18 protein-coding genes are annotated in these 23,375 nt (G+C 57.0%); 7 read left to right on the top strand and 11 right to left on the bottom strand.

Features of this window, described 5'->3' with window-relative positions; genetic code table 11:
- Nucleotides 1-295: 295 nt before the first annotated feature.
- The 3 genes from EXR70_14905 to EXR70_14895 form a co-directional block, all read right to left on the bottom strand.
- Nucleotides 296-817 carry a hypothetical protein gene (locus tag EXR70_14905; protein ID MSP39774.1) on the bottom strand — a complete coding sequence of 174 codons (522 nt, stop codon included), beginning with the start codon at nucleotides 815-817 and terminating at the stop codon, nucleotides 296-298.
- Nucleotides 818-1,156: 339 nt separating this feature from the next.
- A complete protein-coding gene (locus EXR70_14900) occupies nucleotides 1,157-2,509 on the bottom strand; it encodes an MmgE/PrpD family protein (protein MSP39773.1) in 1,353 nt (450 codons plus the stop codon).
- A gap of 115 nt (nucleotides 2,510-2,624) precedes the next feature.
- Nucleotides 2,625-3,743: a hypothetical protein gene (locus tag EXR70_14895; GenBank protein MSP39772.1), complete on the bottom strand. Its 1,119-nt coding sequence runs from the start codon at nucleotides 3,741-3,743 to the stop codon at nucleotides 2,625-2,627.
- Nucleotides 3,744-3,968: 225 nt separating this feature from the next.
- Between EXR70_14895 and murJ the strand changes: the two genes are divergently transcribed.
- Nucleotides 3,969-5,669 (top strand): murein biosynthesis integral membrane protein MurJ, encoded by a 1,701-nt coding sequence (murJ, locus tag EXR70_14890; GenBank protein ID MSP39771.1) that lies wholly within the window; start codon nucleotides 3,969-3,971, stop codon nucleotides 5,667-5,669.
- A 141-nt stretch (nucleotides 5,670-5,810) separates the two neighbouring features.
- On the opposite strand, the gene EXR70_14885 is transcribed toward murJ, so the two are convergent.
- Nucleotides 5,811-7,361 carry an adenylate/guanylate cyclase domain-containing protein gene (locus EXR70_14885; protein ID MSP39770.1) on the bottom strand — a complete coding sequence of 517 codons (1,551 nt, stop codon included), beginning with the start codon at nucleotides 7,359-7,361 and terminating at the stop codon, nucleotides 5,811-5,813.
- 377 nt (nucleotides 7,362-7,738) lie between these two features.
- Nucleotides 7,739-9,424 carry a thiamine pyrophosphate-binding protein gene (locus EXR70_14880; GenBank protein ID MSP39769.1) on the bottom strand — a complete coding sequence of 562 codons (1,686 nt, stop codon included), beginning with the start codon at nucleotides 9,422-9,424 and terminating at the stop codon, nucleotides 7,739-7,741.
- A gap of 323 nt (nucleotides 9,425-9,747) precedes the next feature.
- Here EXR70_14880 and EXR70_14875 point away from each other — a divergent pair, with 323 nt between their 5' ends.
- Genes EXR70_14875 through EXR70_14865 form a run of 3 tightly spaced genes read left to right on the top strand, consistent with a single transcriptional unit; the run spans nucleotide 9,748 to nucleotide 12,289 of the window.
- Nucleotides 9,748-10,881, top strand: coding sequence for a hypothetical protein (locus EXR70_14875; GenBank protein MSP39768.1), 1,134 nt, complete (start codon nucleotides 9,748-9,750; stop codon nucleotides 10,879-10,881).
- Nucleotides 10,842-11,912: a hypothetical protein gene (locus EXR70_14870; GenBank protein MSP39767.1), complete on the top strand. Its 1,071-nt coding sequence runs from the start codon at nucleotides 10,842-10,844 to the stop codon at nucleotides 11,910-11,912. The genes EXR70_14875 and EXR70_14870 overlap by 40 nt, the downstream gene beginning before the upstream one ends.
- A gap of 47 nt (nucleotides 11,913-11,959) precedes the next feature.
- Nucleotides 11,960-12,289: an FAD-dependent oxidoreductase gene (locus EXR70_14865; GenBank protein MSP39766.1), complete on the top strand. Its 330-nt coding sequence runs from the start codon at nucleotides 11,960-11,962 to the stop codon at nucleotides 12,287-12,289.
- Nucleotides 12,290-12,351: 62 nt separating this feature from the next.
- On the opposite strand, the gene EXR70_14860 is transcribed toward EXR70_14865, so the two are convergent.
- Nucleotides 12,352-12,960 (bottom strand): mobile mystery protein B, encoded by a 609-nt coding sequence (locus EXR70_14860; protein MSP39765.1) that lies wholly within the window; start codon nucleotides 12,958-12,960, stop codon nucleotides 12,352-12,354.
- Nucleotides 12,953-13,420, bottom strand: a complete 468-nt coding sequence (locus EXR70_14855) for a helix-turn-helix domain-containing protein (protein MSP39764.1) — start codon at nucleotides 13,418-13,420, stop codon at nucleotides 12,953-12,955. Before EXR70_14855 ends, EXR70_14860 begins: the two co-directional genes overlap by 8 nt.
- 546 nt (nucleotides 13,421-13,966) lie before the next feature.
- On the opposite strand from EXR70_14855, the gene EXR70_14850 reads away from it, so the two are divergent.
- Nucleotides 13,967-15,181, top strand: a complete 1,215-nt coding sequence (locus EXR70_14850; protein ID MSP39763.1) for an FAD-dependent monooxygenase — start codon at nucleotides 13,967-13,969, stop codon at nucleotides 15,179-15,181.
- A 213-nt stretch (nucleotides 15,182-15,394) separates the two neighbouring features.
- Nucleotides 15,395-15,973 (top strand): hypothetical protein, encoded by a 579-nt coding sequence (locus EXR70_14845; GenBank protein ID MSP39762.1) that lies wholly within the window; start codon nucleotides 15,395-15,397, stop codon nucleotides 15,971-15,973.
- A 73-nt stretch (nucleotides 15,974-16,046) separates the two neighbouring features.
- Here EXR70_14845 and EXR70_14840 read toward each other — a convergent pair whose 3' ends face one another.
- The 4 genes from EXR70_14840 to EXR70_14825 all read right to left on the bottom strand — a co-directional run bounded on the left by EXR70_14840 (nucleotide 16,047) and on the right by EXR70_14825 (nucleotide 21,105).
- Nucleotides 16,047-17,204, bottom strand: coding sequence for a hypothetical protein (locus EXR70_14840; GenBank protein MSP39761.1), 1,158 nt, complete (start codon nucleotides 17,202-17,204; stop codon nucleotides 16,047-16,049).
- Nucleotides 17,205-17,300: 96 nt separating this feature from the next.
- Complete coding sequence (locus EXR70_14835) at nucleotides 17,301-18,275, bottom strand: ABC transporter substrate-binding protein (protein ID MSP39760.1); 975 nt, start codon at nucleotides 18,273-18,275, stop codon at nucleotides 17,301-17,303.
- Between the two features lie 127 nt (nucleotides 18,276-18,402).
- The gene (locus EXR70_14830; protein MSP39759.1) at nucleotides 18,403-19,884 is read right to left on the bottom strand and encodes a hypothetical protein; all 1,482 of its coding nucleotides are present in this window, start codon (nucleotides 19,882-19,884) and stop codon (nucleotides 18,403-18,405) included.
- A gap of 111 nt (nucleotides 19,885-19,995) precedes the next feature.
- A complete protein-coding gene (locus EXR70_14825; GenBank protein ID MSP39758.1) occupies nucleotides 19,996-21,105 on the bottom strand; it encodes an LLM class flavin-dependent oxidoreductase in 1,110 nt (369 codons plus the stop codon).
- Between the two features lie 58 nt (nucleotides 21,106-21,163).
- Here EXR70_14825 and EXR70_14820 point away from each other — a divergent pair, with 58 nt between their 5' ends.
- Nucleotides 21,164-23,146, top strand: coding sequence for a hypothetical protein (locus tag EXR70_14820; protein MSP39757.1), 1,983 nt, complete (start codon nucleotides 21,164-21,166; stop codon nucleotides 23,144-23,146).
- The last annotated feature ends 229 nt before the right edge of the window (nucleotides 23,147-23,375 follow it).

Below are 23,375 nucleotides of genomic sequence, written 5' to 3'. Positions count from 1 at the left end.
CGCCTAGCGACAATCTTGCAGAGTCCAAATAAAATTTTGCAGGCGTCACAGATCAGCGTTCCCGTGGTAGAGCTCCGTCCATAACCCAATGCTACCTTCAGTTACAAATGCGAAATAGGTAAAAGACGATCCGGGTTGGAATTGTTAGAATAAAGGTTACCCCTTAGCCGGTAGGCGGGATCGGGCCTTGCTGTATTGCTAATCCTTTTACCAAAGCGTTCTCGGTCACCTCGCCCGGACGAGTCAGAGTTCGGCGAAAATAGCCGAGCGAGTTAATCTAAGTCGCTTCATTTATTCAACCGCGATCCGACAATTCGAACGCCAGCGTAGCGTAGCGCATGAAGATGCCGCCGCGCGGTTCGGCCAATGGACCGTTGGCGACCAGACACGCGATCACATGCTTGGCGCCGGGCTGGGCTTTGGCGCTGACTTCGACGCGCTGTTGGGCGTTGATGCCGACGATCACTCCTGTGGCGCGATCGAGCTTGCCGTCGACCCAAATCTCGCCGTAGTTGTCGACGTTGGTTTCGAACCAGACGCGGTAATCGCGCAGCGCCACGCCGTTTAACTGCTCGGGCAGCACGACGGCGATGCGATACCAAGCGAAGGTGAAACCCTTGGAAATACTTTTGCGAATATCGGTACAGACGTCCCAACCCGAATCATCGAAGTCCGCCAATCGTGGCGGCGCAGCCAGTATCTGCGCGGTGAGTCCTTCATTCGGTTGGCCCGGCACCAATCCCGGGCCGATGCGCCACTGCGCCTTGACCTTGCGGCGATCGTCATCACTGTTTAAGACCAACGCTATCCTCGGCATGGAAACCTCCTAATCCTTCTTTGTACAACGATCCCTGTAGATTTCGTCGGCTGCGGAACCGGACAAAGGATGTCTCGCGCCAAGCAACCAACGAAACTAATCCAAAATCCGAATATCGAAAGAGACCCCGCGGACCGAAACAAACTCCTAGACAAATAAATCTCAAATCGGGAAAATCCAAAACACCGAATCCGACGGAAGCTTGTTTGGAATTTTACCTATTTTGGTCATTTGAAATTGTTTCGAATTTCGGATTTCGTGCTTCGAATTTTTTGTTCTTGGCGCCCTTTGCATCTTTGCGCGAGATATTCAGAGCTTTGCTTGCGGCTTCGCCGCCCGCTAACCTCGCAAGATTTCCGTCAGCGATCTCACATTATCCAACTTCTCCAAGCCCTCGATCAGCGCCAACGCGCGCTCAGCGGCTTCGGCGCTCAAGGTTTCGCGCGCGCACTCGGTAAACTTGCCTCTCAGCTCGTCTTCCGTCATCGGAAATTCCGGGCCGCCTTTGGCATGCTGCGCCTCGCGGGTATAGCTTTGGCCGTTCTTTAAGCGCAGCGTCACCCGGCAGGGGCGGCCGGCCGGGTCGGTCTTTTTCAGATTATTATCGAGACTCATCTGCACTCTTTCGGCCAACTTCAAAACATTTTGATCGCGCACGGCGGCGTCGGTGAAGGCGTGCAACGACACCTTGCCGTCGATCAGCGCCCGCGCGACCAGATAAGGCATGCAAAACTTTCCCTGGATGCTGGTTTGCGGTACTTTAAAAACAATCCGCTCGAAGGTGTGTTTGGCGACGTCGACGTCAACGCGCTCGACCATCTCAGGAATCAGGCCGTGCTTGGCTCTGAATTCCAAAATTGAGTCGATCACCTGATGCGTCAGACCGCCGCAAGGATAAGGCTTGATCCGAATACCGTCGCTGAGCAAGGCGTAAGACTGGCCCAACTCTTCGATCGGCTTCTCATCGATCAACGTACCGGCATGAAGCACTTTGTAGAAGCCAAAACCCGATTCGATCGCTTTGCCGTTGGCGGTAAAGCCGGATTGAGCGAGCTTGGCCGCGAGCACGCCGTTGCGCGCTCCGAGGCCGACATGGAGCGGTTTGGTCATCGTGCCAAAATTAGCAACCACGCCGCCGGCCATCGATGCCGACATGCCGAGGGCCATCTCAACTTGGCCGGCGTTCAGCCCGAGCAACTTGCTGCATGCCGCCGCGGCGCCAAAGGAACCCAACGTGCTCGGCGCGTGCCAACCGTCGTGCTCGCTGTCGCGCAGCGAATGCACCAGCTTCGCCGTCACCTCGAAACCGATGGCGTACGCTTCGATGATTTGCCGGCCGCTGGCGCCGAGCGCTTCGCCCAGAGCGAATGTCGCCGGAATTATCGGCGCCGTCGGCTGGCCCATCATGGTGAAGCTATGATCGAAATCCATGGCGTGCGCCGCGGTGCCATTGGCAAGCGCGGCGTTGAGCGCGGAAGATTTGAATCCTTGACCGATGACCGTGGTTTCCTCCTTAGCTTGTTCCTGGCGCGCGATCTCGGCGCAAATTTTCGCGTCCTCTTCCTTGCTGCCGGCGAGCGCCACGCCGAGGCAATCGCGCACCGCGACCTTGGCGGTGGCAATCGCCGCCGCCGGCAGATTTTCATATTTCGCACTGGCGACGAACTGAGCGATCTTTGCGGTAACGTCCATAAATTTCTCCTTAGCTTTGCTCGGAATCTCAGTTTTCAAATTTCATATCTCAGAACCCAACCCAACTACGTTCAGTCGCCGCAACCCCATGGGCGGGTAACGATGAGTGAAAATTTCAACTGCCGAGAATCTTTCGCGCCTGCTCGATCACTTCCGGCGGTTGACTCAACACTTCTTTGAGCAGCGCTTCCAACTCTTCACCCGAAGTGTACTCCACGTCCATCCGGGCGCGCTTGGCTTCGGCCAGCAGCTCGGGATCTTTGAGAACGTTGCGAAAACTCTCGCGCAACATTTTTACCCGATCGAGCGGTGTCCCTGGCGTCACCAGCACCGGCCGGCCGAACTCGCCGCCGGATAACAGCGCCTGGGCGACGCGCCGTTTGGTGGTGGCGACTTTGAACTCATCCAAGATTTCGTAAACCGTCGGCGACTCAGCCGCGCGCGGGTCGCGTTTGCGGCCGGATTGAAGCACATGAAAATCGAAACCTTTCTTGTGCCAGGAATTGAAAGGTTCGCGGCCATAATGCGACGCCAGCGTGTGCGCCCGGCAAGCGATCTCGCCTTTCTCCACCGCCAGGTCGGCGTCGCTGCCGCCTTGATAGCCGGAAACCGAATTGATCTTGGCGCCCACGGTCAACTCTAAAATCCGCGCGATGATGTAATCCGAGCTGGTAGTACCCGAGCCGCCGCAACTGGGCGGCTGCTTGGCCTTGACGATATCGCCGACCGATTTCAGTCCGGTATCGGCACGCATGTAGAACATGATCGAATCCTGCGACGCCGAACCGAGCCAGTGAAATTTTCTGAGATCGAACTGCGCTTCCCGTCGGCCGATCAACTGCTCGATGTAGATACTGTTGTTCGGCAGCACGACGTTGAGTCCATCGGCCTTGGCCACGCCGTAAACATAATTAGTCGCGCTGATCGAACCGGCGCCGGGCATGTTCTGGACGATCACGTTGGGATTACCCGGAATGTATTTGCCCCAGTAGCGCGCGATCAATCGCGCCCAAGAGTCGTAAAAGTTGGCCGGCGCGGAGCCGACCACGAAGCGCAGCGTTTTGCCTTTGTAGAATGAATCGCTTTGCGCTTCGGCAATCGCCAGCGGCAACCGGACCGCCGCTACCAGCAACAAACAAATCTGTATGAGCGAAAGTTTCGCTTTGGTCATGGCGACATTCACTCCGGTTGTCGTTGGGCAGTCGCCGCTCCACCACCCCAGGGCGTATGCCATACGCCCCTACAATCGGATTTCCCCTTGGGAATTTTTTTGCGCTTTTTGCGCGGCTCAGCTCCTTCGCATTCGCTCAGGACAAGCTTTGCGGTTAATTATCCAATTCCGAACTTCGTGTCCTTCGTGATCTTCGTGGTGAGATCAAGACCTCTCGTCCTGCCACGACTTGATCCTTGTCTCGAAAGCGCGAGCCTATGCGATGTGCCAACGATCTGTCAACTTCCCATGCGTCGACGCACAGAGCTTTTCATGCTACCGATGGAAAATCATTCGCCGCTCATCATGGAAATGGAAAAAGAGTCCGCCCAACAATCCCGCGCCAATGTCGCGCGCAACGCCGGCATCGTCAGCCTAGCGGTAATGGCAAGCCGTGTGCTCGGTCTGGTGCGCGATCAAGTTTTCGCCGCGCTGTTCGGCGCCGGCTTGCAGTACGACGCCTTTCTCACCGCCTTTCGCGTGCCCAACTTGCTGCGCGACCTGCTCGCCGAAGGCGCGCTGTCATCCGCCTTCGTCACGACCTTCACTCAAACCTTGCAGCAAAAAGGCAAAGATGAAGCGCTGCGCTTATCGAATCGCGTCGCCACTTTGATCGTCGCCGCGATCGTAGTCATTTCTATCCTCGCTTGGATATTTACTGCCGAGATCGTCCGCGCCCTCGCGCCGGGCTTCATCGCCGTGACGGGCAAGGCCGAACTCACCGTCGAGCTAACCCGGATCATGATTCCGTTTCTGCTGTTAATCGCCTTGGCGGCGCAAGCGATGGGCATGCTCAACGCGTTCAACATCTACGGCATGCCGGCGCTGGCTTCGGCGTTTTTCAATCTCGGCTCCATCGCCGGCGGCTTGCTGCTCGGTTATCTCATCGGCCCGGCCATCGGCTTGAGCGCCATCGCCGGCATGGCCTACGGCGTCGTCATCGGCGGCTTTTTGCAATTCGCCGTGCAGTGGCCGAGCCTGCGCCGCTGCGGTGTCGGCTACCGCGCCGACTGGAATTTTCGCGACCCCGGCGTCAGACAAATTTTTCGCCTCATGGGGCCGGCGATCATCGGCGCCGCCGCCGTGCAGATCAATGTTTTCATCAATACCAACTTCGCTTCGGCGATCGTCGATCCCGCCACCGGCGCCGTCACCAACGGCCCGGTGTCCTGGTTGAACTACGCGTTTCGTTTCATGCAGTTTCCCATCGGCGTGTTCGGCGTCGCCATCGCCACCGCGACGCTGCCGACGCTGTCGCGCCACTCGGCGAATCCTAACTACGGTGAATTTCGCCAAACTCTGGTTCACTCGCTGGCGCTGGTATTTTTGCTGTGCATCCCGTCGGCGGTCGGCTTGGCCGTGCTGGCGCAACCGATCGTCGCGCTGATATTTGAGCACGGCAAGTTCTCCGCCTTCGACACCGCGCAAACGGCGAATGCTCTCGCCGCGTACTCCATCGGCCTGGCTGGTTACGGCGCGATCAAAGTTTTATCGCCGGCGTTTTACGCCTTGAACGACGCGCGCACGCCGATGCTGATCAGCCTGGCGTCCATCGCGGTCAATTATGTAATGAACTCACTGCTGGTCAGCCGCTTCGGCCACGTCGGCCTGGCGTTTTCCACTTCCGCCGTAGCGCTGGTGAATTTTTTGCTGCTGGCAATCTTGATGCGCCGCCGTTTGGGCCGCCTCGACGGCCGCCGTCTTGGCACCACGGTGCTAAAAATTTGCGGTGCGACGATGCCCATGGCGCTAGTCGCCTGGTTAGCCAACGAATTCGCCGGCGCGCTGCCGTTGCAAGGATTGCTGCTCGAATTTATCCGAGTGATCGCGGCGATTGCTCTAGCAACGGTGGCTTTTTATTGGAGCTGCCGTCTACTGCGAATCGAAGAATTAAATGAAGCCGTCAGCGCCATCGCCGGCAAACTACGGAAAAGCACGCGCCGCTCCTAAATGAACCGACTACTGACCACTGACAACTGATAACTGGCTTCCCAACCTCTCCGCCTCCTTCACCGCGAACACCGCCAACGCCTCACCGCGATTGCGCACCGTCACATCATGGCGCGGTAACGAACTCACGTCGACGTTGGCTTACTTGGCGACTTCCTCGGAAAAAATCAGCTGACATTTATATTCCTTGGTCAAATCTTGCAGGCGGCTCGCCACATTCACCGTATCGCCGATGGCGGTGAGCGTTATCGCCGTGCCGTAACCCATGCGGCCGACCACCGCCGGGCCGCAGTGAATGCCGATGCCGATGCGCAGCGGCTCGGCGAGATCGGCGGCAAAATCTCGGCTCAAACGATCGATGCCTTCGAGCATCTTTACCGCCGCCGTCACCGCCTGGCGGCAGCCTTCTTCCGGTCCGCTATCGACGCCGAACAACGCCATGGCGCCGTCGCCGATGAACTTGTCGACGATGCCGCCAGCTGCGACGATCGCCTCGCCCACCGACTCGAAATATTGATTGAGCAGAAAAACTAAATCGTAGGGCAGCTTCTGCTCGGCGATGCCGGTGAACGAACGGATGTCGGCGAACAGCACCGCGATGTTGAGTTCCTGGCCGGCGAGATAACTCGGCGGCAAGTAGCCCGCATCCGGCTGCGCGCCCGCCGGCAACATGGGCGCGACGCTCAAATCATGGGTCGGCCGTAGTTGACAAGCTAAGCGCACGTTGGGCGCGGCGCCGACCCGCTGCAAAACTTTTTGTTCGCCGGCGCCCGCCGATGGCAATGCGGAGAAACCGGCAACAACGCGAATCCGGCAAGTCGAGCAACGGCCGCGCCCGCCGCAAACCGATGCATGGGGAATACCGTGGAGCCGGCTCGCTTCCAGAACCGAAAAGTTGCGCGGCGCTTGGACGATCTGCCCGCCCGGATATGCGATGCGCACGCGCGTCCCGCCTTCGGACCAGTGGCGCACGATGCGCGCGCATAGAGCGATGAGCAAACCGATGCCGCAAAACCACCAGATGCCGTCGTTAATGTCATAAAGCAGCTGGCGCTGACTCTGCGGCGGCACCTTGGCGGCGAGGAGAAAACTATTGAGCCAGGCGGGCTGATTGGCGATCAAGTTGGAAATTTCCCGTCCCGCGGATACGAAGCCCAACAGACCGCACACCGGCAGCAACAAAGCGACTGTCAATAAATACGGCGCCCACCGATTGAACCAAGGTTTCAGCCTTAACCAAAAACCAAAGCCGATGCAGCCATGCGTCCAAGCGATTAAAATCAGCGTCGCCTGGCGCAGGCCGGCCACCGGCGAAGCATGCCACAACGTGAGGACCATCAAGCGATAGGAATCGTCGACGCCGAAATATTCATGCATCAAGCGTGTGCCGACGATGTGAATCGACAGCAGCGCGGGAATCGTCAGACCGAGAAGCAACTGCAGCGCTTCCCAAAACGGCAAGCGCAATCGGCGCCGCTGGTACAAAGCCCACAGCGCCAAACTGAAGTGTGTCAGGAGCGCGCCGTACAACGCGATCGTCCCGAGCGGATTGCGCCACAAAAGCAAAAACCAATAGCGCCCCCATTCCATGGCGTCGAGGGAAATCAAACCGAGCGCATGATTGAGCAAATGCGTCGACAGATAGGTCAGCAGGATTAACCCGGTAATTAACCGTGTGCGCCGAACATTCATGATTGCGCGTCAATCTACTACGAGCCAGGCGTGCCGTCTACTTGCAGCAAATTGGAGCTAGACATCTGAGCCTTCCCCAACGTCGCGGCAAATTTCGCGGGCATGCTGGAGCGACCGAGCGCCAATAAACTGCTCGCCTGCGAGAAAGACGTGAAAGAAGGATTTGCCACGATGGCCTAGGCGATTATCCAATTAAGCATGCGGTTTACAATTTGTCCGCTGCGCAAACGCATGGCCTGAATCACGGACCGAACGGCGTTCGGGGATCTTGGATCTGCCGAAGCGTTCTGTGAAGATTGTCGCGAAATAAATGTCTTTCATCTTGACCTATGAAGGAGCGGTTGCTCCCGTCGGAACAACCGCCCCCTCCGTATCATCTATGCAACGCTCACATCGATGATCGCCAGCTGGCCTCTCCCGTTGGCTTCGAGGCCGCGCTTCAGCGCGTCCTGGAGTTTCTCTGGATCGGTCACCTGCTCGCCGTAGCCGCCGACGGATTCGGCGACCTTGACGAAGTCGGGTGCGTGGATGTGGGTACCGTGGTAGAGATCGATTTCCGCGGCGATCCCGTCCGGATACATCTTCTGATGCATGCCCTGCATGGCGGCGTATTTCTTGTTGTTAAAGATAACCGCCATGAACGGCAGTTTGTAATCGCGCGACGCTCCAAGGCAGCCAAGCGCCGGGTTGTACAGGAACGCACCGTCGCCGATCAGCGTCACGACCTGCCGCTCCGGCTTGCCCAACTTAATCCCCAGCGAAAGACCCAGCCCCTGTCCGAGACCGCCCTGGCGGGTGAACAAGCTTTGCGGCTGGTTCCATACGAGATGTTGGCGCAGTGTGGCGGTGTGAGTCGTGACCTCATCGATATAGATTGTATCTTTGGGCATCACGGCATTCAGAGACGCGCACAGCCACACCGGATCGATCGGTGTCTGCTTACGCGCCGCTGCTTGTGCCGCATTTCTTTTCTCGACCATCGCATCGTGCGCAGCGCTGAGATCTTTGCGTCTTGCCTCCACCGCCGCCTTGTCGACCGTGGCGGCAGCGGCCAAATCGCGTAGCGTCTGCGCGACGTTGCCTTCCAGGTACAGGTCAGCCTGATGGCTCTGATAGGCCATCGCCGAATTGTGCGGCACTTCGTCGACCATGGCGACGGATGCCTTAGGCGGACGGCTGCTCGGCGGGTACCATGGGACACGCACCCGCACGACGAGCGCGAGGTCCATGTCGTTCCAGAACGGTTTGATGTCGGTGCCTTGATAAAGTGGATGATCCTTGGGGAAGTTGGCGAACAGGGCGCCGGGCTTCTCGACCACCGGCAGCGCGAACTTCTCGCACAGCGCGATCAACGCCTCGTAGGTCTCGACCTCCTGGCCGGCGCCTTCGGTGAGCACCACGGGGCGTTTCGCCTTCGAGAGCTCGGCGGCAAGCTTTGCAATATCCTCCGGCGCAGTCAGCAGGCGCGGCGCGGACGGAACCATGCGTGGATTGGCCGGCGGCGTCCAGCCATCCATCAACGTTTCCGTCGAAACCGACAGGTAAGTCGGTCCCGTCGGTTGGCGCTGCGCCAGCTCGCCGGCGCGGATGACGCTTTCGTAGAGCGTGTGGACACTGCCCGCTACCGAGCCATATTTGACGATCGCATCGACCAGGTGCGTCGTGCCGCCGACGATGCTGAGATTGCCGATCCACTGGGCGCCCGGGTCGAACTCGGGCTGCTCGCCGTAGGTCATCGACTCGCCTGAGATCACCACCATCGGCACCCCGGCGACAAAGGCGGCGTGAATCCCCATCGCGCCCTGCAAGAGGCCGGCGCCCGCGTGCAGCAACACGCCCTGCATCCGACCGGTGGCAAGCGTGTAACCCGCCGCCATGTCGACGGCGAGGGTTTCGTGCCATACGTCCAAAAGTTTGGGACCATCCTTGCGCCGGTGCGCCTGCTTGGCCATGGATTCCCATACCGGCGCCCATTCAGTGCCTGGAGAAGATAGAATGTATTCGACTCCGAGCTTGCGGAATGCTTCAACGATGGCGTCACCGCCGTCGAACTGGTTTTTCATGATGGGTCTCCTCGAATAGCTTTCTTGTGGTGTGTATTATCTCACGCGTGAACGCGCAAGACCCCGGCGCAATACCGATCGCGATTCACGATCAGCGTGGCGGCGCCATCCCGGCGGGTCGAATCTTTTCCCGGTTGGTGAAAAACTCGAACGGCAGAAAAAGTATCGCTGCGCGTGATTTTGCGACACCGATGGCGTGTGCCCACTTACTGTTGACTACTCTCATGAACTCGTCTTATGAATGACGTGGCGCGCGGCAGTTTGTCGGTCCCAGCGACTTCTCACCGCGCTAGCCAATCGCAATCTAACGAAGGAGTTCGATCATGAGAGATGGATTCAAGATCATCGACGCCGACCGCCATGTGCTCGAGCCGTCGGATCTGTTCGCCAAATATCTGCCAGAGAAGTTTCGCAGCCGAGTCGACATTCAAGGACCCAATCAGTCGTATCGTCGTGTGGACGGCGAATTGATCTCCGACGCCGATCGCCTACGCGACGCGACCAAGCAAGAAGACTTCGGCTTTACCTTCGCCGCTTCGAAAAAGTGGCGCGAGACCTTCGCCGACGCTTTGGCGTCGAAGTTCGATACCGCATCCAACGTCCGCGACATGGACAAGGAAGGCGTCGACATCGGCGTGCTCTTCCCTACCGTCGGCCTCTACATCATGTGGCGCGATAATTTGGATCCGGAACTCTCCGCCGCCATCTGCCGCGCCTACAACACTCGGATGTCGGATTATTGCAGCGCCAGCGGTAAAAGATTATACGGCGTCGCCTTGATCCCGCTCCAAGACCCGGTGCGCGCGGTGGAAGAATTGAAGTACGCGAAAAAATTGGGCCTGGTCGGCATCTTCTGGCGCCCTAATAAAATCTGCGGCCGCACCATGTCGAGCGCGGACTATGACCCGATCTACGCCACCGCCGCCGACCTCGGCATGACCGTCTGCGTTCACGAAGGCGCGCGCACTGTACTGGCGCAAGCCGGCTCGGACCGCTACAGCGAGTTTGGCCGCCACGTCGCCTGCCATCCCTTGGAACAGATGCTTTCCTGCTTGAATCTCTGCGCCGACGGCGTACTGGAAAAATTTCCCAAGCTCAAAGTCGCCCATTTAGAATCCGGCTGCGGCTGGGTGCCCTTCTGGTTGGAACGCATGGACGAGCATTGGGAACATGCCGGCCATGGCCAAGCCAAGACGACCAAGGAAAAACCGAGCTATTATTTCAAACGCCAATGCTGGACCAGCGCCGAAGCCGGCGAAGAGTTGGCGCCGGTATTTGTCGAACATGTCGGTGAAGATTATTTGCTGGTCGCCACCGACTATCCGCACAGCGATTGCATCGGCAAATTCCCCGACCGCACCGTCGGCGATCTCACCACGAATAAGCATCTCTCACAGGAAGCGCGCCGGAAAATTTTATGGGACAATCCGAAGCGCTTTTACGGACTGGAGGTTTGAGTCACATGGGTAAGTTTCACGTAGTTTATTTTGGCAGCAACGACGTTCCGGTGGATCTGCTCAAGCCGATCCTGGCCGAGATCGACGCCGACATGACCATCCGCCGTCCGACCACGGACGCCGAAGTGATTGAAATGGCCCAAGACGCCGACGGCATCATCATGCACGGTTCGGTGCCGCTGTCGCGGGACATCATCTCAAAAATGAAGCGCGTCAAAGTCGTCTGCCGCACCGGCGTCGGTGTCGATCGCATGGACCTCAAAGCCGCCGCCGACCACGGCCTGATCATCTGCAACGCCGCGGGATGCAATTCCATCGAAGTCGCCGAGCAAGCCATCGGTTTAATGATCGCCATCTCGCGCAAACTCGTGCGCATGAACCAATATGTCCACGACGGCAAATGGAAACGCCACACTGCCGAACTGCACGCCTACCGCGGCCGCGTGTATCGCATCCAAGGCTGCACCATGGGCATTGTCGGCTTGGGCCACGTCGGCAAACAAGTCGCGCCGCGCGCCCAGGGGATGAGATTGAATGTCCAAACCTTCGATCCCTATCTCGATCCAAAAGTCGCCGAACAGATGAACGTGAAAATGGTCTCCTTTGATGAGTTGGTAAAAACCTCCGACTTCATCAGCGTCCACGCGCCGCTGACCAAACAGACGCGACACATGTTCGGCATGCCACAATTTAAAATGATGAAGAAATCGGCGTACCTGATCAACTGCGCCCGCGGCGGCCTGGTCGACACCGATGGATTATATGACGCCCTGGTAGCCGGCGAACTCTCCGGCGCCGCACTGGATGTCACCGATCCCGAACCGTTGCCGGCGGATCACAAAATATTAACGCTGCCCAACGTCATCGTCACCTGCCACACCTCAGCCAACTCCGACGAATCCTACGTCGACTGCCAAAGCCACGCAGCGAGAGAAGTCGTCGGCGTATTGAGCGGCCGCGGCCCAACGACGCAGATCAAAGATCCTTGGTTGTTGGCCGAAGCTCAGGATGAGGGGTTTGGCGGAGTGTAGAATTTCAAACTCGAATTTCTTGCTCAACCACAAAGGCCCGGGTCGTAATGACTTGGGCCTTTGTCTTAAAGGACGCTTGCATGTCACAGACCCGCATCATCATCGCCGGCGCCGGCCCCGTCGGTGTCGTCTCGGCGCTCGCGCTGACGCAGCATGGCTACGCGGTTACTTTACTCGAAGCAGACGCGGTCATTGACGACAACCCGCGCGCAGCGACGACGCATCCTTCGACTTTGGAAATGATCGCGCGGGTTGGCTTGATCGATCAGTTTATTCAAGAAGGTCTGGTGGCGCGATATTTTCAGTTTTGGGATAAGCCAACACGCGCTAAGATCGTCGAGTTCGATCATGAGCTGTTGCGCGATGAGACGGCCTAAGGGGTAATAGTCCAGACCGAGCAGCATAGAATCTGTGCAGGTCCTGTTGTGCGACAGTTTTGCTACCCAACAAGCTCTTTCATGAATGCGATCAACTCACGATAATCTTCTTGATCCGCTGTCTTCATCGCGTCGATATACCGCGATCGGATTTGGTCGCCTTCCGACAAGAGCTGAATCTGCGGCCATTTGGGCAGGGAAAGTCTGACCGAGTAACAGTAAATGTCAGTGATGAGTCGCGCGTGTCTGCCATTGCCATTGGTAAACGGATGAATCCGGGTCAGTCGGTTCTGTAAGCGAGCAGCGATTTCAAGCGGCGGCATCGAACTCTTGTCGGCGTTCCAATAGCTGAAATCTCCGCACAGCAACTTTATCTGTTCCGGGATGAGGTGAAAGTCGACACCAATATTAAGGGCCTCGGTGCGATACTTTCTCGCCCACTCCCATATCTCGCCGTACATGTCGTAATGGACGGCGCGGATAAATGGATCGGTTAACCACTCCGTCCCGGCTCTTTTTCGCCGGGCTCGATAAATGTGCTTGTTGTACGCGCGAGAGATGGCATCTAGCTCGGCTGCATTGCGAGCAGGGCGATCCATCAGTTGCCTTTGAATAAGACCCGACGTGTCGTCGCCTGGAGTGGCGCCGGGCGTTTTAGTTTTTTCACTCATCTTCTGGCTGTTGCCATAGCTTCTCACGCCGATCGGTCACAATCTCATCAGTGCGTTTTTCCAAAAGCTGCTTGAAGGCATCGGCTTCCGGCGCCTGATGTTCGAGGGCCATGGTTCCCATTGATTGTTTTAAGCGTTTCAACGCAACGCTGCGCGCCCGCCCGCGCAGCACTTCTTTGATCGCCTTTCTGGGTCGTGGCACAAGAACCAAATCGCAAGACATCGCATCAAAAATGCGCTTCAGGGTACTGATCTGCGGGTCGGTCTTACCACTCTCAATGCTGGCCAAATGCGGTTGAGTGATCTTCGCGCGGCTCGCCAGTTCGGCCTGAGTCATGCGCAATGAGTCACGCAGAATTCTGATCCAATCTCCGGGTGACGGTTCGTGTGTCCTTGTGCTTGGCGGTTCGAGACGAGATAACGCCATCTCATCGACTATGTTTAAGCGTCTTTGGACCATACAATTATACTATTAACTATATTGTAAGAGTCAAGTTATATATAAAATAGCATATAAAAAAGTTAGTAAACAATCTGATTAAACATATTAAAAAATTCTATCTTACTGAAATAGCGCCGGTTTTGATTATAGCATGTCTCTATAGAGACATGTAGTGCTGAATGACGGAAGCTATTTCAATTCAGTGACAACTCAGAAATTTCATGAACCGGCCGTACAAAAAGATCTATTTCTTCCCTCTGCTTGTCGCGATTTCGCCGATCTAATTACCGTTGGCATCCCGTACATTCTGGCGCATGCAACGCGCCATCATATTTGCGTTCCTGTTATTCTTTCCTAACGTCCTTCACGCTCGGATGATCACAATCGCTATTTCGATAAAACTCGAAGGTCCGAATCGCCGTGGCTCGCTCTTTTTTTAGTGCCTTTTATATCAAGGGCCGAATTCTTCGCGCTCAAGTCATGCGTCGTCGTCCGACGCTTGAATGAGAAGGCTACTTTGCACTAATAGATCAAACAATGAGGTTATTAGGAGATTTCTAACTCATGTCACAGACCCGCATCATCATAGCCGGCGCCGGACCGGTGGGAGTTGTCTCTGCGCTCGCGCTGGCGCAGCATGGCTACGCGGTTACTTTACTCGAAGCCGACGCGGCGATTGACGACAACCCGCGCGCGGCGACGACCCATCCTTCGACTTTGGAAATGATCGCGCGGGTTGGCTTGATCGATCAGTTTATTCAAGAAGGTCTGGTGGCGCGATATTTTCAGTTTTGGGATAAGCCAACACGCGCTAAGATCGTCGAGTTCGATCATGAGCTGTTGCGCGACGAGACGGCTTATCCGTTTGTCGTTCAGACCGAGCAGCACAAGCTGGCGCGCATGGGCATCGAGCGGTTGAAAATATTTCCCGATGTCGACGTGCACTTTTCCAGTCGCGTTACTGGCGTCGTTCAGGATTCGGACAGCGCAACGGTCACAGCTGAAGGTCCGAATGGCGTGGAAACTCATCGCGGCGATTGGGTGATCGGCGCGGATGGTGGGCGCAGCACGATTCGAAAAGCGTTGGAGATCGATTTCGAAGGTTTTACCTGGCCGGAGAATTTTCTCGTGCTCACGACGACGGAAGATTTTCAGCAGTTGCTCGGCGGCTGTTGCTACCGCAACTACCTCGCCGATCCGGATGAGTGGACGAATTTATTTAAAGTCGCCGGCGATGACGGCAAGGGGCGCTGGCGCGCGGTGTTTCCGACCAAGGTGGAAGAGAGCGACGAGCAGGCGCTCGGCGACGAGTCGACCTACTCGCGCTTGCAGCGGGTTTACCCATTGAACCGCCAGTACAACGTCGTCCATCGCAACCTCTACAAAGTCCATCAGCGAGTCGCCGCGACTTTTCGCAAAGGCCGCGTTTTTCTCGCCGGCGACTCCGCCCATGTGAACAACTCCGTCGGCGGATTGGGATTGAACAGCGGCATTCATGACGCCATGGAATTGGTCGACACGCTGCATCAGGTCATTACTAAAAAAGCTGACGATTCGTTGCTCGACCGCTACACGCGCCGGCGGCGCACGAGCAACATCGAATCGGTGCAAGAACAAACCATCGCCAACAAGAAGCGCCTCGAAGAGCGCGATCCCAAAGCGCGCCAAGAAAAGTTCGACGAGCTGCGCGCAATCGCGGAAGATCCGAAAGCGCACAAAGAATTTTTACTGCGTACTTCGCTGATCGCCAGTGTGCGCAAAGCTCAAAGCGTGGCGTAGGCGATCCCCCAAACTATTCCTCAATCTCTCTTCCAAGCTCCGCTCCCGCCTTTCTCTTTGGAACGACTCCAGCACAAATTTGTCCGCCTTCGGCCATTTCGCCGTCTTGCAAGGGAAGATAGGTGACAATCACGCGAAATCTTGGGCGCCTGGCACACCGCTCAAAGAGGCATGGCGCTTGCTGTTTATTTGTAATGAACAGAGGTGAAGCCTATGCAGTACCTGATCAAATTAGCCGTGCTTCTTGCCTTCTTGACCGCCGCCATGCCGGTACGGGTCAAAGCGCAAAGCGACATGGACGACCTCTATCGGCCGTGGATCGATTATCGCGACGGCGAGATTTCCGTCGCCTTCGAGCAGACGCCGGTCCCGTTTGCGCTGCACGCGTTTCACGCTCGCACAGGATTTCAGATCGTCGTGCCGTCGAGCGTGGAAGCGCAGCTGTTGAGCTTACGGTTCAACCGCCAAGCGCTGGAGCCGGCGGTGCGCTCGTTGATCTCGACCATCGGCTACAGCAACTTCGCCGTGATCTACGACGACCATGGCCGGCCCCATCGGGCCGTGGTGCTCGGCGTGCAGCCGATGCCGGTGGCGACGTTGGATCAGAATCAAGACACACCCCTGACGTTGGAAGAGCGCCAACAACTGAAAAAAGATTTAGATCGTTGGAATGATCTCAAACAGGAAGAGCGCGGCCGCATCGAAGACCGGCTGAAAACTCTACCGACTTCCGACGATCGCGAAATTCTCGTCAGAGAATACGGCCGCCAGCTGCTGGGATTGAACAGGTAACCCACACGACGGAAGGATGAGCCTACCGAGTTCCGGCAGACTTCATCCTTCCGTCTTCATCCTTCAAGCTTTTTTAATTTCTTCCCCACAATTCTTCGCTCGCGATGCGCGCGCCTTCGGCCATCGCTTGAAACTTCGCCCAGCCCACTTGCGGGTGGCCAACCCGGGAGCCGATGCCGCAGTCGCTGCCGGCGATGATATTTTCTTTGCCGACGATCTTGGCGTAGCGTACCAAGCGATCGGCGATCGCCTGAGGATGCTCAATGAAGTCGCTGTAGTGGCCGATGACACCGGGCATGAGCATTTTGCCCTCGGGCAGTTTCACATCCTGCCAGACGCGCCACTCGTGGTCGTGCACCGGGTTGGACGCTTCGATGGAATAGGCCGTCGCTTTTACTTTGAGAATCAGATCGACGATGTCTTTGAGCGGGATGTCGTACTTGTGCGGCCCGTGATAACTGCCCCAGCACATATGAAAGCGGATGCGCTCCTCGGGCAAACCTTTCAATGCGTGATTGAGCGCGTCGATGCGCAGCTCCTGATACTTGCGATAATCCGCCAAGCTCATCTCGGGATGCATCTGCCAAGCGTCGGCCAAATCGGGATCGTCGATCTGCAAAATGAATCCGGCGTCGACGATCGCCTTGTACTCTTCGGCCATGACGCCGGCGATGGCGAACAAATACTCTTCGTTAGTTTTATAAAACTCGTTCTTCATCCAGTGCTCCATGGTTCCCGGAGCGATGGCCGGCAGAAACGCTACGGCGTATTTCTTGCCTTGCAGTGCCGTTTGCAAATTGGCGATATCGGGGTTCACTTCGTCCTGGCCGATATATTTTAGCGGCTCGACGCAGTAAAAAACCCGCGCGTGATGGCCTATGGCAGTTCTACCGCCGCGGTTGAAATATTCGGTGAACTCCTTCATGTCGCGGCCGAAGATCGATGTCGGTTTGAAATCGGCGCCCGCCTCCCGTTCGACGAAACCGCCCAGCCGCTCTTTGGTGTAGCGCGAGAAGTTCGACTTGCCCAACTCACCGTCGTTGACCACGTCGATGCCGCATTCGATCTGCTTGGCGACCACCTCGGCCACCGACTCGCTGGTGCGCTTGGCCAGCGCCGCGCTATCGAACGGTTTACCTTCATTGCGCGCCACCAACATCTCCATCAAATCTTTCGGCCGCGCCAAACTGCCGACGTGAGAAATCAAAATTCGCTCCGTGCTATGTTTCATCACCTGCCTCCGAATCTGAATTGCAGTTACGGGTTTCGTGTTTGGGGTTTCGAGTTAACCCGAAACTCGGAGCCCTAAACTCGAAGCATTACTGACCTAGCGCCGCGCCGCAGCTGGCTCAAGCAGCGACAAATCCAACGCCTGTTTGGCGCTAAACCGGGTCGGCACTAAAGTATTCTGAAACGCCTCGTCAAGATAAGCTTGCACGCCCTCGTCGGTCATGCGGCCGTCCATAGTCAACATCGACAAATAATCGCCCGACAGTAATTGCTCTGCCAAATCGCGCTCGATTTTAAATTTTCCACTGACATAGTCGGCGACCTTGGCCCGATTGGTAGCGATATAATTCATCGACTCTACCAGGGCGCCGGCCATGCGCCTTACCTGATCGCGGCTCTTGTCGATTTTTTCGCTACGCACCATTAAGCCGCCATGGGGCCGCTGCCCCACTTCCTTGGGCGTGCCCAGCAGGGGAAAATTTTTTTTGAGCATCTCCTGCGCCGTCGGCATGGAAAAAATCGCGCTATCGATCGAGCCCGTCGTCAATGCCAGGACACGATTGGAGTTGGAGCCGGCCTGAATATAAATAATTTTGTCGGCATCGACGCCGAGCTTTTGAAAAATCACCCAGCTGACAAAATAAGAAGAAGCGCCGACGCGCGAGATGCCGTGTTTCTTGCCGACCAGTTCGGCGGCGCGTTTGATACTCGGCCGGCCGACGACGTAAAACGGCGGGCCCTTAGTCGTCAACATGACGACTTTGAACGGCAACCCCTTGGCGATGGCAAGCAAGCCCGGATCGGGCGACGCGCTGTAATCGATCTCACCGCTCGCCAATGCCGCCAGACCCACGGCACCGCCGATGTAGATCAACTCGACTTCGAGATGATGCTTGCGAAATATGCCGGCGTCCCGGGCCAATAGATGCGGCAAAAAAGTAAACGATAGATCGGCGATGCTGAGACGGACCTTTTCTAAGTTCTGCGCCAGCACCGGTGCAGCGAACGTAAGCGCGATGCCAACAGCAAATACCAACCGGATAATAACTCGTCGCGGATAAGTACCAGCCATGCACGATCCCCCCTTTGAAAAAGGCGGGAAGGGGGAATTTTCTTCAGCAGTGATTTTCACGCGCACGAAATTCAAATCCCCCTCGGTCGCCCTTTTTCAAAGGGGTAAGTTCGGAGCGTTGAACTATTTACCGCTTCGCCGCTCTCTTCTCCATCACATACTTCACCAACAACGGCCACACCTGCGTTGCGTCGGCGAGCATCTCGGCATAGATGCCGTTCTTGTCGGCTTTGCGCCAAGATTCGTTTTCCGAATAGGTGCAGCCGGAGAGATGGCCGAAGTGCGGCCGGTCCGGGCAAATTCTCACACCGTAGCTAAAGCGCCGGTTGGGAAAGGTCGGGCCGAGCCGCTCGTTGATGATCTCGATCAGCGGCGCGACGTTTTGCACGTTGTTGCGCGGCACGCCGCCGCCGATGGAAAGTATGCCGAAACGCTTGGGTCCGGTGACCACGCGAATCAACTCTTTGCTGTCCAGTTCCAGGTCCATCAGGATCGGCTTCTTGCCGCGCAGGCGCCGTTTGATGTTGTGAATATAGATATCGTTGCCCAACTCCGAGTCGACGAACGCCGGCACGAACACCGGAACGCCGTGTTGATACGCCGACTTGAGCACGCCGCGATCGTTGGGATAGTTGTCGGCCAGATGCTTGCCAATCAATTTGTTGAACGCCGTCGGACTGAGCATCGCCTTGCCGTCGATCTTGTCGACCACCTTGCCGATCACTTCTTCGACGGTGTCGAGATTGGATTCCGGCTCCAGCGTATCGGTGACGCGGTTGAGTTTGCGCCGGGCCAACTCGGTGTCGTCGTACTTAGGATTGTATTTGTAATGCTTGAGGCCGATGGACGAAACCAAACCATGGGCCATCAGCGCGCCGGTGGACGAGATCGCGTGGATCAAACCCAACTCGATCATGTCACAGATAATCAAATCCATCTTGCCGACGGTCATGGCGCCGCTGACGGTGAGAAAGCGCACGCAATCATTATCGTCGGTCATCGCTTCAAGCGCTTTGGCGCCGCGGGCTACCTGGGCCGCCAAGCCGCCATTCGCCGCCAAGCCTGAAATAAAGGCGCTTACCGAACTGGGCTTACCGTTCAACCATTCATCGAGCGCGGCGTAAATCACCGGCATGATGTAGCGCGGATCGGCGAACACCGCGTCAGGGAAAAATCCGTCGCGCACCTGGCCGGGCCGCGCCATGTCGAAGGGATTGATAAAGATCGCCCGCTTGGGCTTCTTGTAGATCGCCTCGGCGTCGCGCTCGGAGAAGGCGCCGATAACGATGACATTTTCACCGCGCGTCTTCTGCTTGGCGTAGGTCGCCGGCGTGACGATACGCCGGCACCAACCGTTGGCGACGAATTTTTTAAGCAATCGCCCCAGCGGTGTCTTCTGCAGACCGTCGTAAATCAGCAGCGGCTTGTCCTTCGCCGCCGCCATCTCGCAGAGGGTTCTCGCCACCTCGCCAAGCATGCGCGCGCCGAAGGCGCAGTAGCGCATGGCATCGACGATATCGCCGACGCTGTGGCATTTTTGCAGATCGAGGGATCTGAGTTCTTCGAATTGTAATGTCTTCGCGGGTTGTTTCATGGGCAGAATCGACATCTTCGTACAAAAGAGTATTCACCACGAAGGCACGAAGGACACGAAGGGTTTGGACAAATATTTTTCCGAACTTCGTGCTCTTCGTGTCCTTCGTGGTGATTATTTTCTCCGCTATCGAAGCGCCGGCAACACCGACTTGGCGCAGCGCTCCATCGACTTGAGCACTTTGTCTTGGCTCAAGCCGCCGAAGTGAAAGGTCAAGCCGATATGGTCCGTACCAACGACTTCAATGATCCGTTTCAAGATCCGCAGGCAGCTTTCCGGCCCTCCGAACACGCCGCGACTGTCGCGCGCCATGAAGTCGTAGCTCAAGTGCGGCGAGCGCGTCGCGTGGGCCGGCGTCCCCGGCAACGCGCCAGTGGCTGCCAAGGCAAAAGCACGCCAGCGATGCCACGACTCCTCCACCTCCGCCTTGGCGCTGTCGTCGCTATCGCCGACATAGATCGGATACATGGTGAACACTTCTTTGTCGGCCACCGAGTGGCCGCCCTCGCGCAGCGCCGTCTTGTACCACTCGATGCGCGGTGCCTGCTCTTCATTGGTCGCAATCCACGGCAAGGTCATCAAATGATGGCCGCGCTTGCCGATCATGGCGAAACTCTCCGGATCGCGATTGGCCGTGACGTAAATCGGCGGATGGGGCTGCTGGTAGGGCTGCGGGTAAACTCTGAGCGTGGGGAATTTATAATGTTCGCTCTGCCACTCGAACTCTGCACCGCTCCAGGCGCGCATGACGATGTCGAGCGCTTCGGGCAAGCGCTGCTGCGCGGTGGCGTAATCCTGACCAAAAACCTGATACTCGTCGGGATGCATGCCGCGCCCGGCGCCGAAGCAAACCCGCCCTTGGGACAACTGGTCGACCATGGCGAACTCTTCGGCGATGCGCAGCGGGTTATGCATCGGCAGCAGCGACACCGCCGCGCCCAAGCGCATCTTCTTGGTACGCTGCGCCGCCGCGGCGAGGATGATCGTCGGACTCGGCATCTGCCCGCCGAAGTGACGAAAATGATGCTCCGTGACCCACAGCGAATCGAATCCTAGCGCTTCCGCCGTATCGATCTGTTCGAGCCATTTGGCATAAACATCTCGGCTGCCGCCATCCAATTCAGGAACGTAAGTGTTAAGAATGTAGTAACCGAATTTCACATGGACCTCTGTTTGTAACGTGTAATCGAAAATATGGGGAATCGCTCCGAGGGTCAAGCCGATTGCAGAATCAATTGACCATAGGAAAGCGGCGGTGTTACGTTAGTTCAACTCAGCACGTCGCCAACCGAACATGAAAACCACATTCACTTTTACACTCACCAGCGAGCAATTCGCAGTTGCGGTTCGCTATCGCAACCAACAGCGCGCGCTGCGCATGCCGCTGCGCCGTTCCATGAAATTCTTTAGCTACGTGGCGTGGCTCGCCATGATCGCCGCGCTTTTCACCGCTCAGTACTACAACGGCTATAGTGCCGTGACAAACTCGCTGTATGTAATGGCGCTAGCCTATACCGGCTACTCTCTTCTCCATGGTCGAAGCTTCGACCGGCTTTACCGTAGCGAGAATCACCTCATTGGCGTATCGACAGAAATCAGCGTTGAAGAGGACGGCTTGCACCAGACGAGTCCAAACTATCGCTCAACGATCGCTTGGGCTAGCCTGCGTGGCGTCGAAGAGAGCGACGAGTTGCTGCTGCTTGTCATCGACGAAATGCACTTCCTGCCGGTGCCCACGTCAGCGTTCGAATCCCCTGCGGAAAAAGCCGAATTCGTAGCCGACATAAATCGGCGAATCGCCGCCGCAGGCAGCGTTGCGATCACATCAAGCGCACCGCCGCTGGTTACAACCGCGCCAAACGTTATCGCGCCGACAGCGGAACCAGCAGAACCGCAAATCGAAGTGAATCACTGGCGCGCGCTGCAAATTAATCTCGTCAACGCCGTCAAACTCACCTGCCTGCGCCCACTGACGGAAACCCAGCTAGTGGTTTCTTGGTGGCAAGCCGCCGCCTTCGCAATCATTGGGCTATTGCCGCCGGTGATATACGACGTTGCTACCACCGGCGTTCACGGCGAAGTTGCGTGGAATAATTTTCCTGAGGCACTGGTGCATCTGCCGATTTTTCTATTCGCTGCGGTCGCCACCGCCTACGCTATGGGCCGTGGTGATCGGACTCCGGTGATATTTCAATCCCTGCTGATGATCGCCGTCGTCGTCGATACCGCGAGCTATCTAGTTTATGAAAACCTGATGGCGTCGAAGTATCGCGCCTGGTTCGACGATTATAGCTCCTACATTCTAATCCTCTCGGCATTGTGGATACCGATCGCTTACGGCGAAACTATTCGCAGGAATCACGCCGCGCCGCTGCACCGACGAATGTGGGCGAGCATCGTCTGTTCGATCCTCGTCATATATCCACTGATGAGCATTGAGCGCGACCGCAGCTTGTGGCACCGACCCTTCTCCCAAGACGAACTCGCCGAGACCAATCTCACCGGCCAGTTCGGCGAAGACAATCTTTACAACCAGCGCGAATTGCTCGAGCGCGAACTCGCCGCCGTGCAGCCGGGCCGGCCCGGTGTCGTCGAAATTTATTTTATCGGCATGGCCGGCTACGGCGGCCAGAACGTCTTCATGAAAGAAGTCAACGCGGTTAGCGAATTGTTTCAACAGCGCTTCGGCGCCGCCGGCAAGACCATCCGCTTGATCAACAACCGCAAGCAACCCGGCGCCGCGCCGTTGGCGAGCGTGACTAGCTTGGGCGCGGCGTTGCAGCGCGTCGGCGCGGTGATGAACAAAGACGAAGACCTGCTGTTCCTGTTTCTCACCTCCCATGGTTCCAAAGATCACCAGTTCTCCCTCGATCTTTGGCCGCTCCGCTTCCACGATCTCGATCCAAAGAAACTGCGCGCGCTGTTGGACGAGTCCGGTATCAAGAACCGCGTCGTGGTGGTCTCGGCCTGTTATTCCGGCGGTTTTGTCGACGCTTTGAAAAATGACGACACTTTAGTGATCACCGCGTCGGCCCCGGACAAAAATTCTTTTGGCTGCAGCAACGATGCCGATTGGACCTATTTCGGTAGAGCTTACTTCGACGAGGCCTTGCGCAAAACTTACTCGTTCACCGAAGCTTTCAAACTCGCCAATCCGGTGATCGCCGCCCGTGAGGTCAAGGAAGACTTTACGCCGTCGGACCCGAGGCTGGCGTTGGGCGCCGCGCTCAAGCCGAAGCTCTTACAACTGGAGAAACAGCTGGCCGAACGGCGGTGAAAGGGTTCACGCTGGGCCGCGTCGTTTGCAATCGAGCGGCAAATTAGCATTATTGGGGTAAGGACGAATATGAGATCAAAACATTTTAGGAATCTCTGAACAAGTCATCTAGCAAGTCGTCTAATAACGAAGAGCAGAAAGACCGACAAGGTGAGGCGGGAGGAAAGAGCGTGGGGGAGCAGACAACGTTTGCGAGTTTGGCGTGGGCGAGAAAGAAAAAGCAGAGCAA

Source organism: Deltaproteobacteria bacterium (assembly GCA_009692615.1).
Taxonomy (GTDB): Bacteria; Desulfobacterota; Binatia; order UBA9968; family UBA9968; genus DP-20.
Note: the sequence above shows the minus strand (reverse complement) of the source record. Positions and strands in the feature narration are given on the sequence as shown.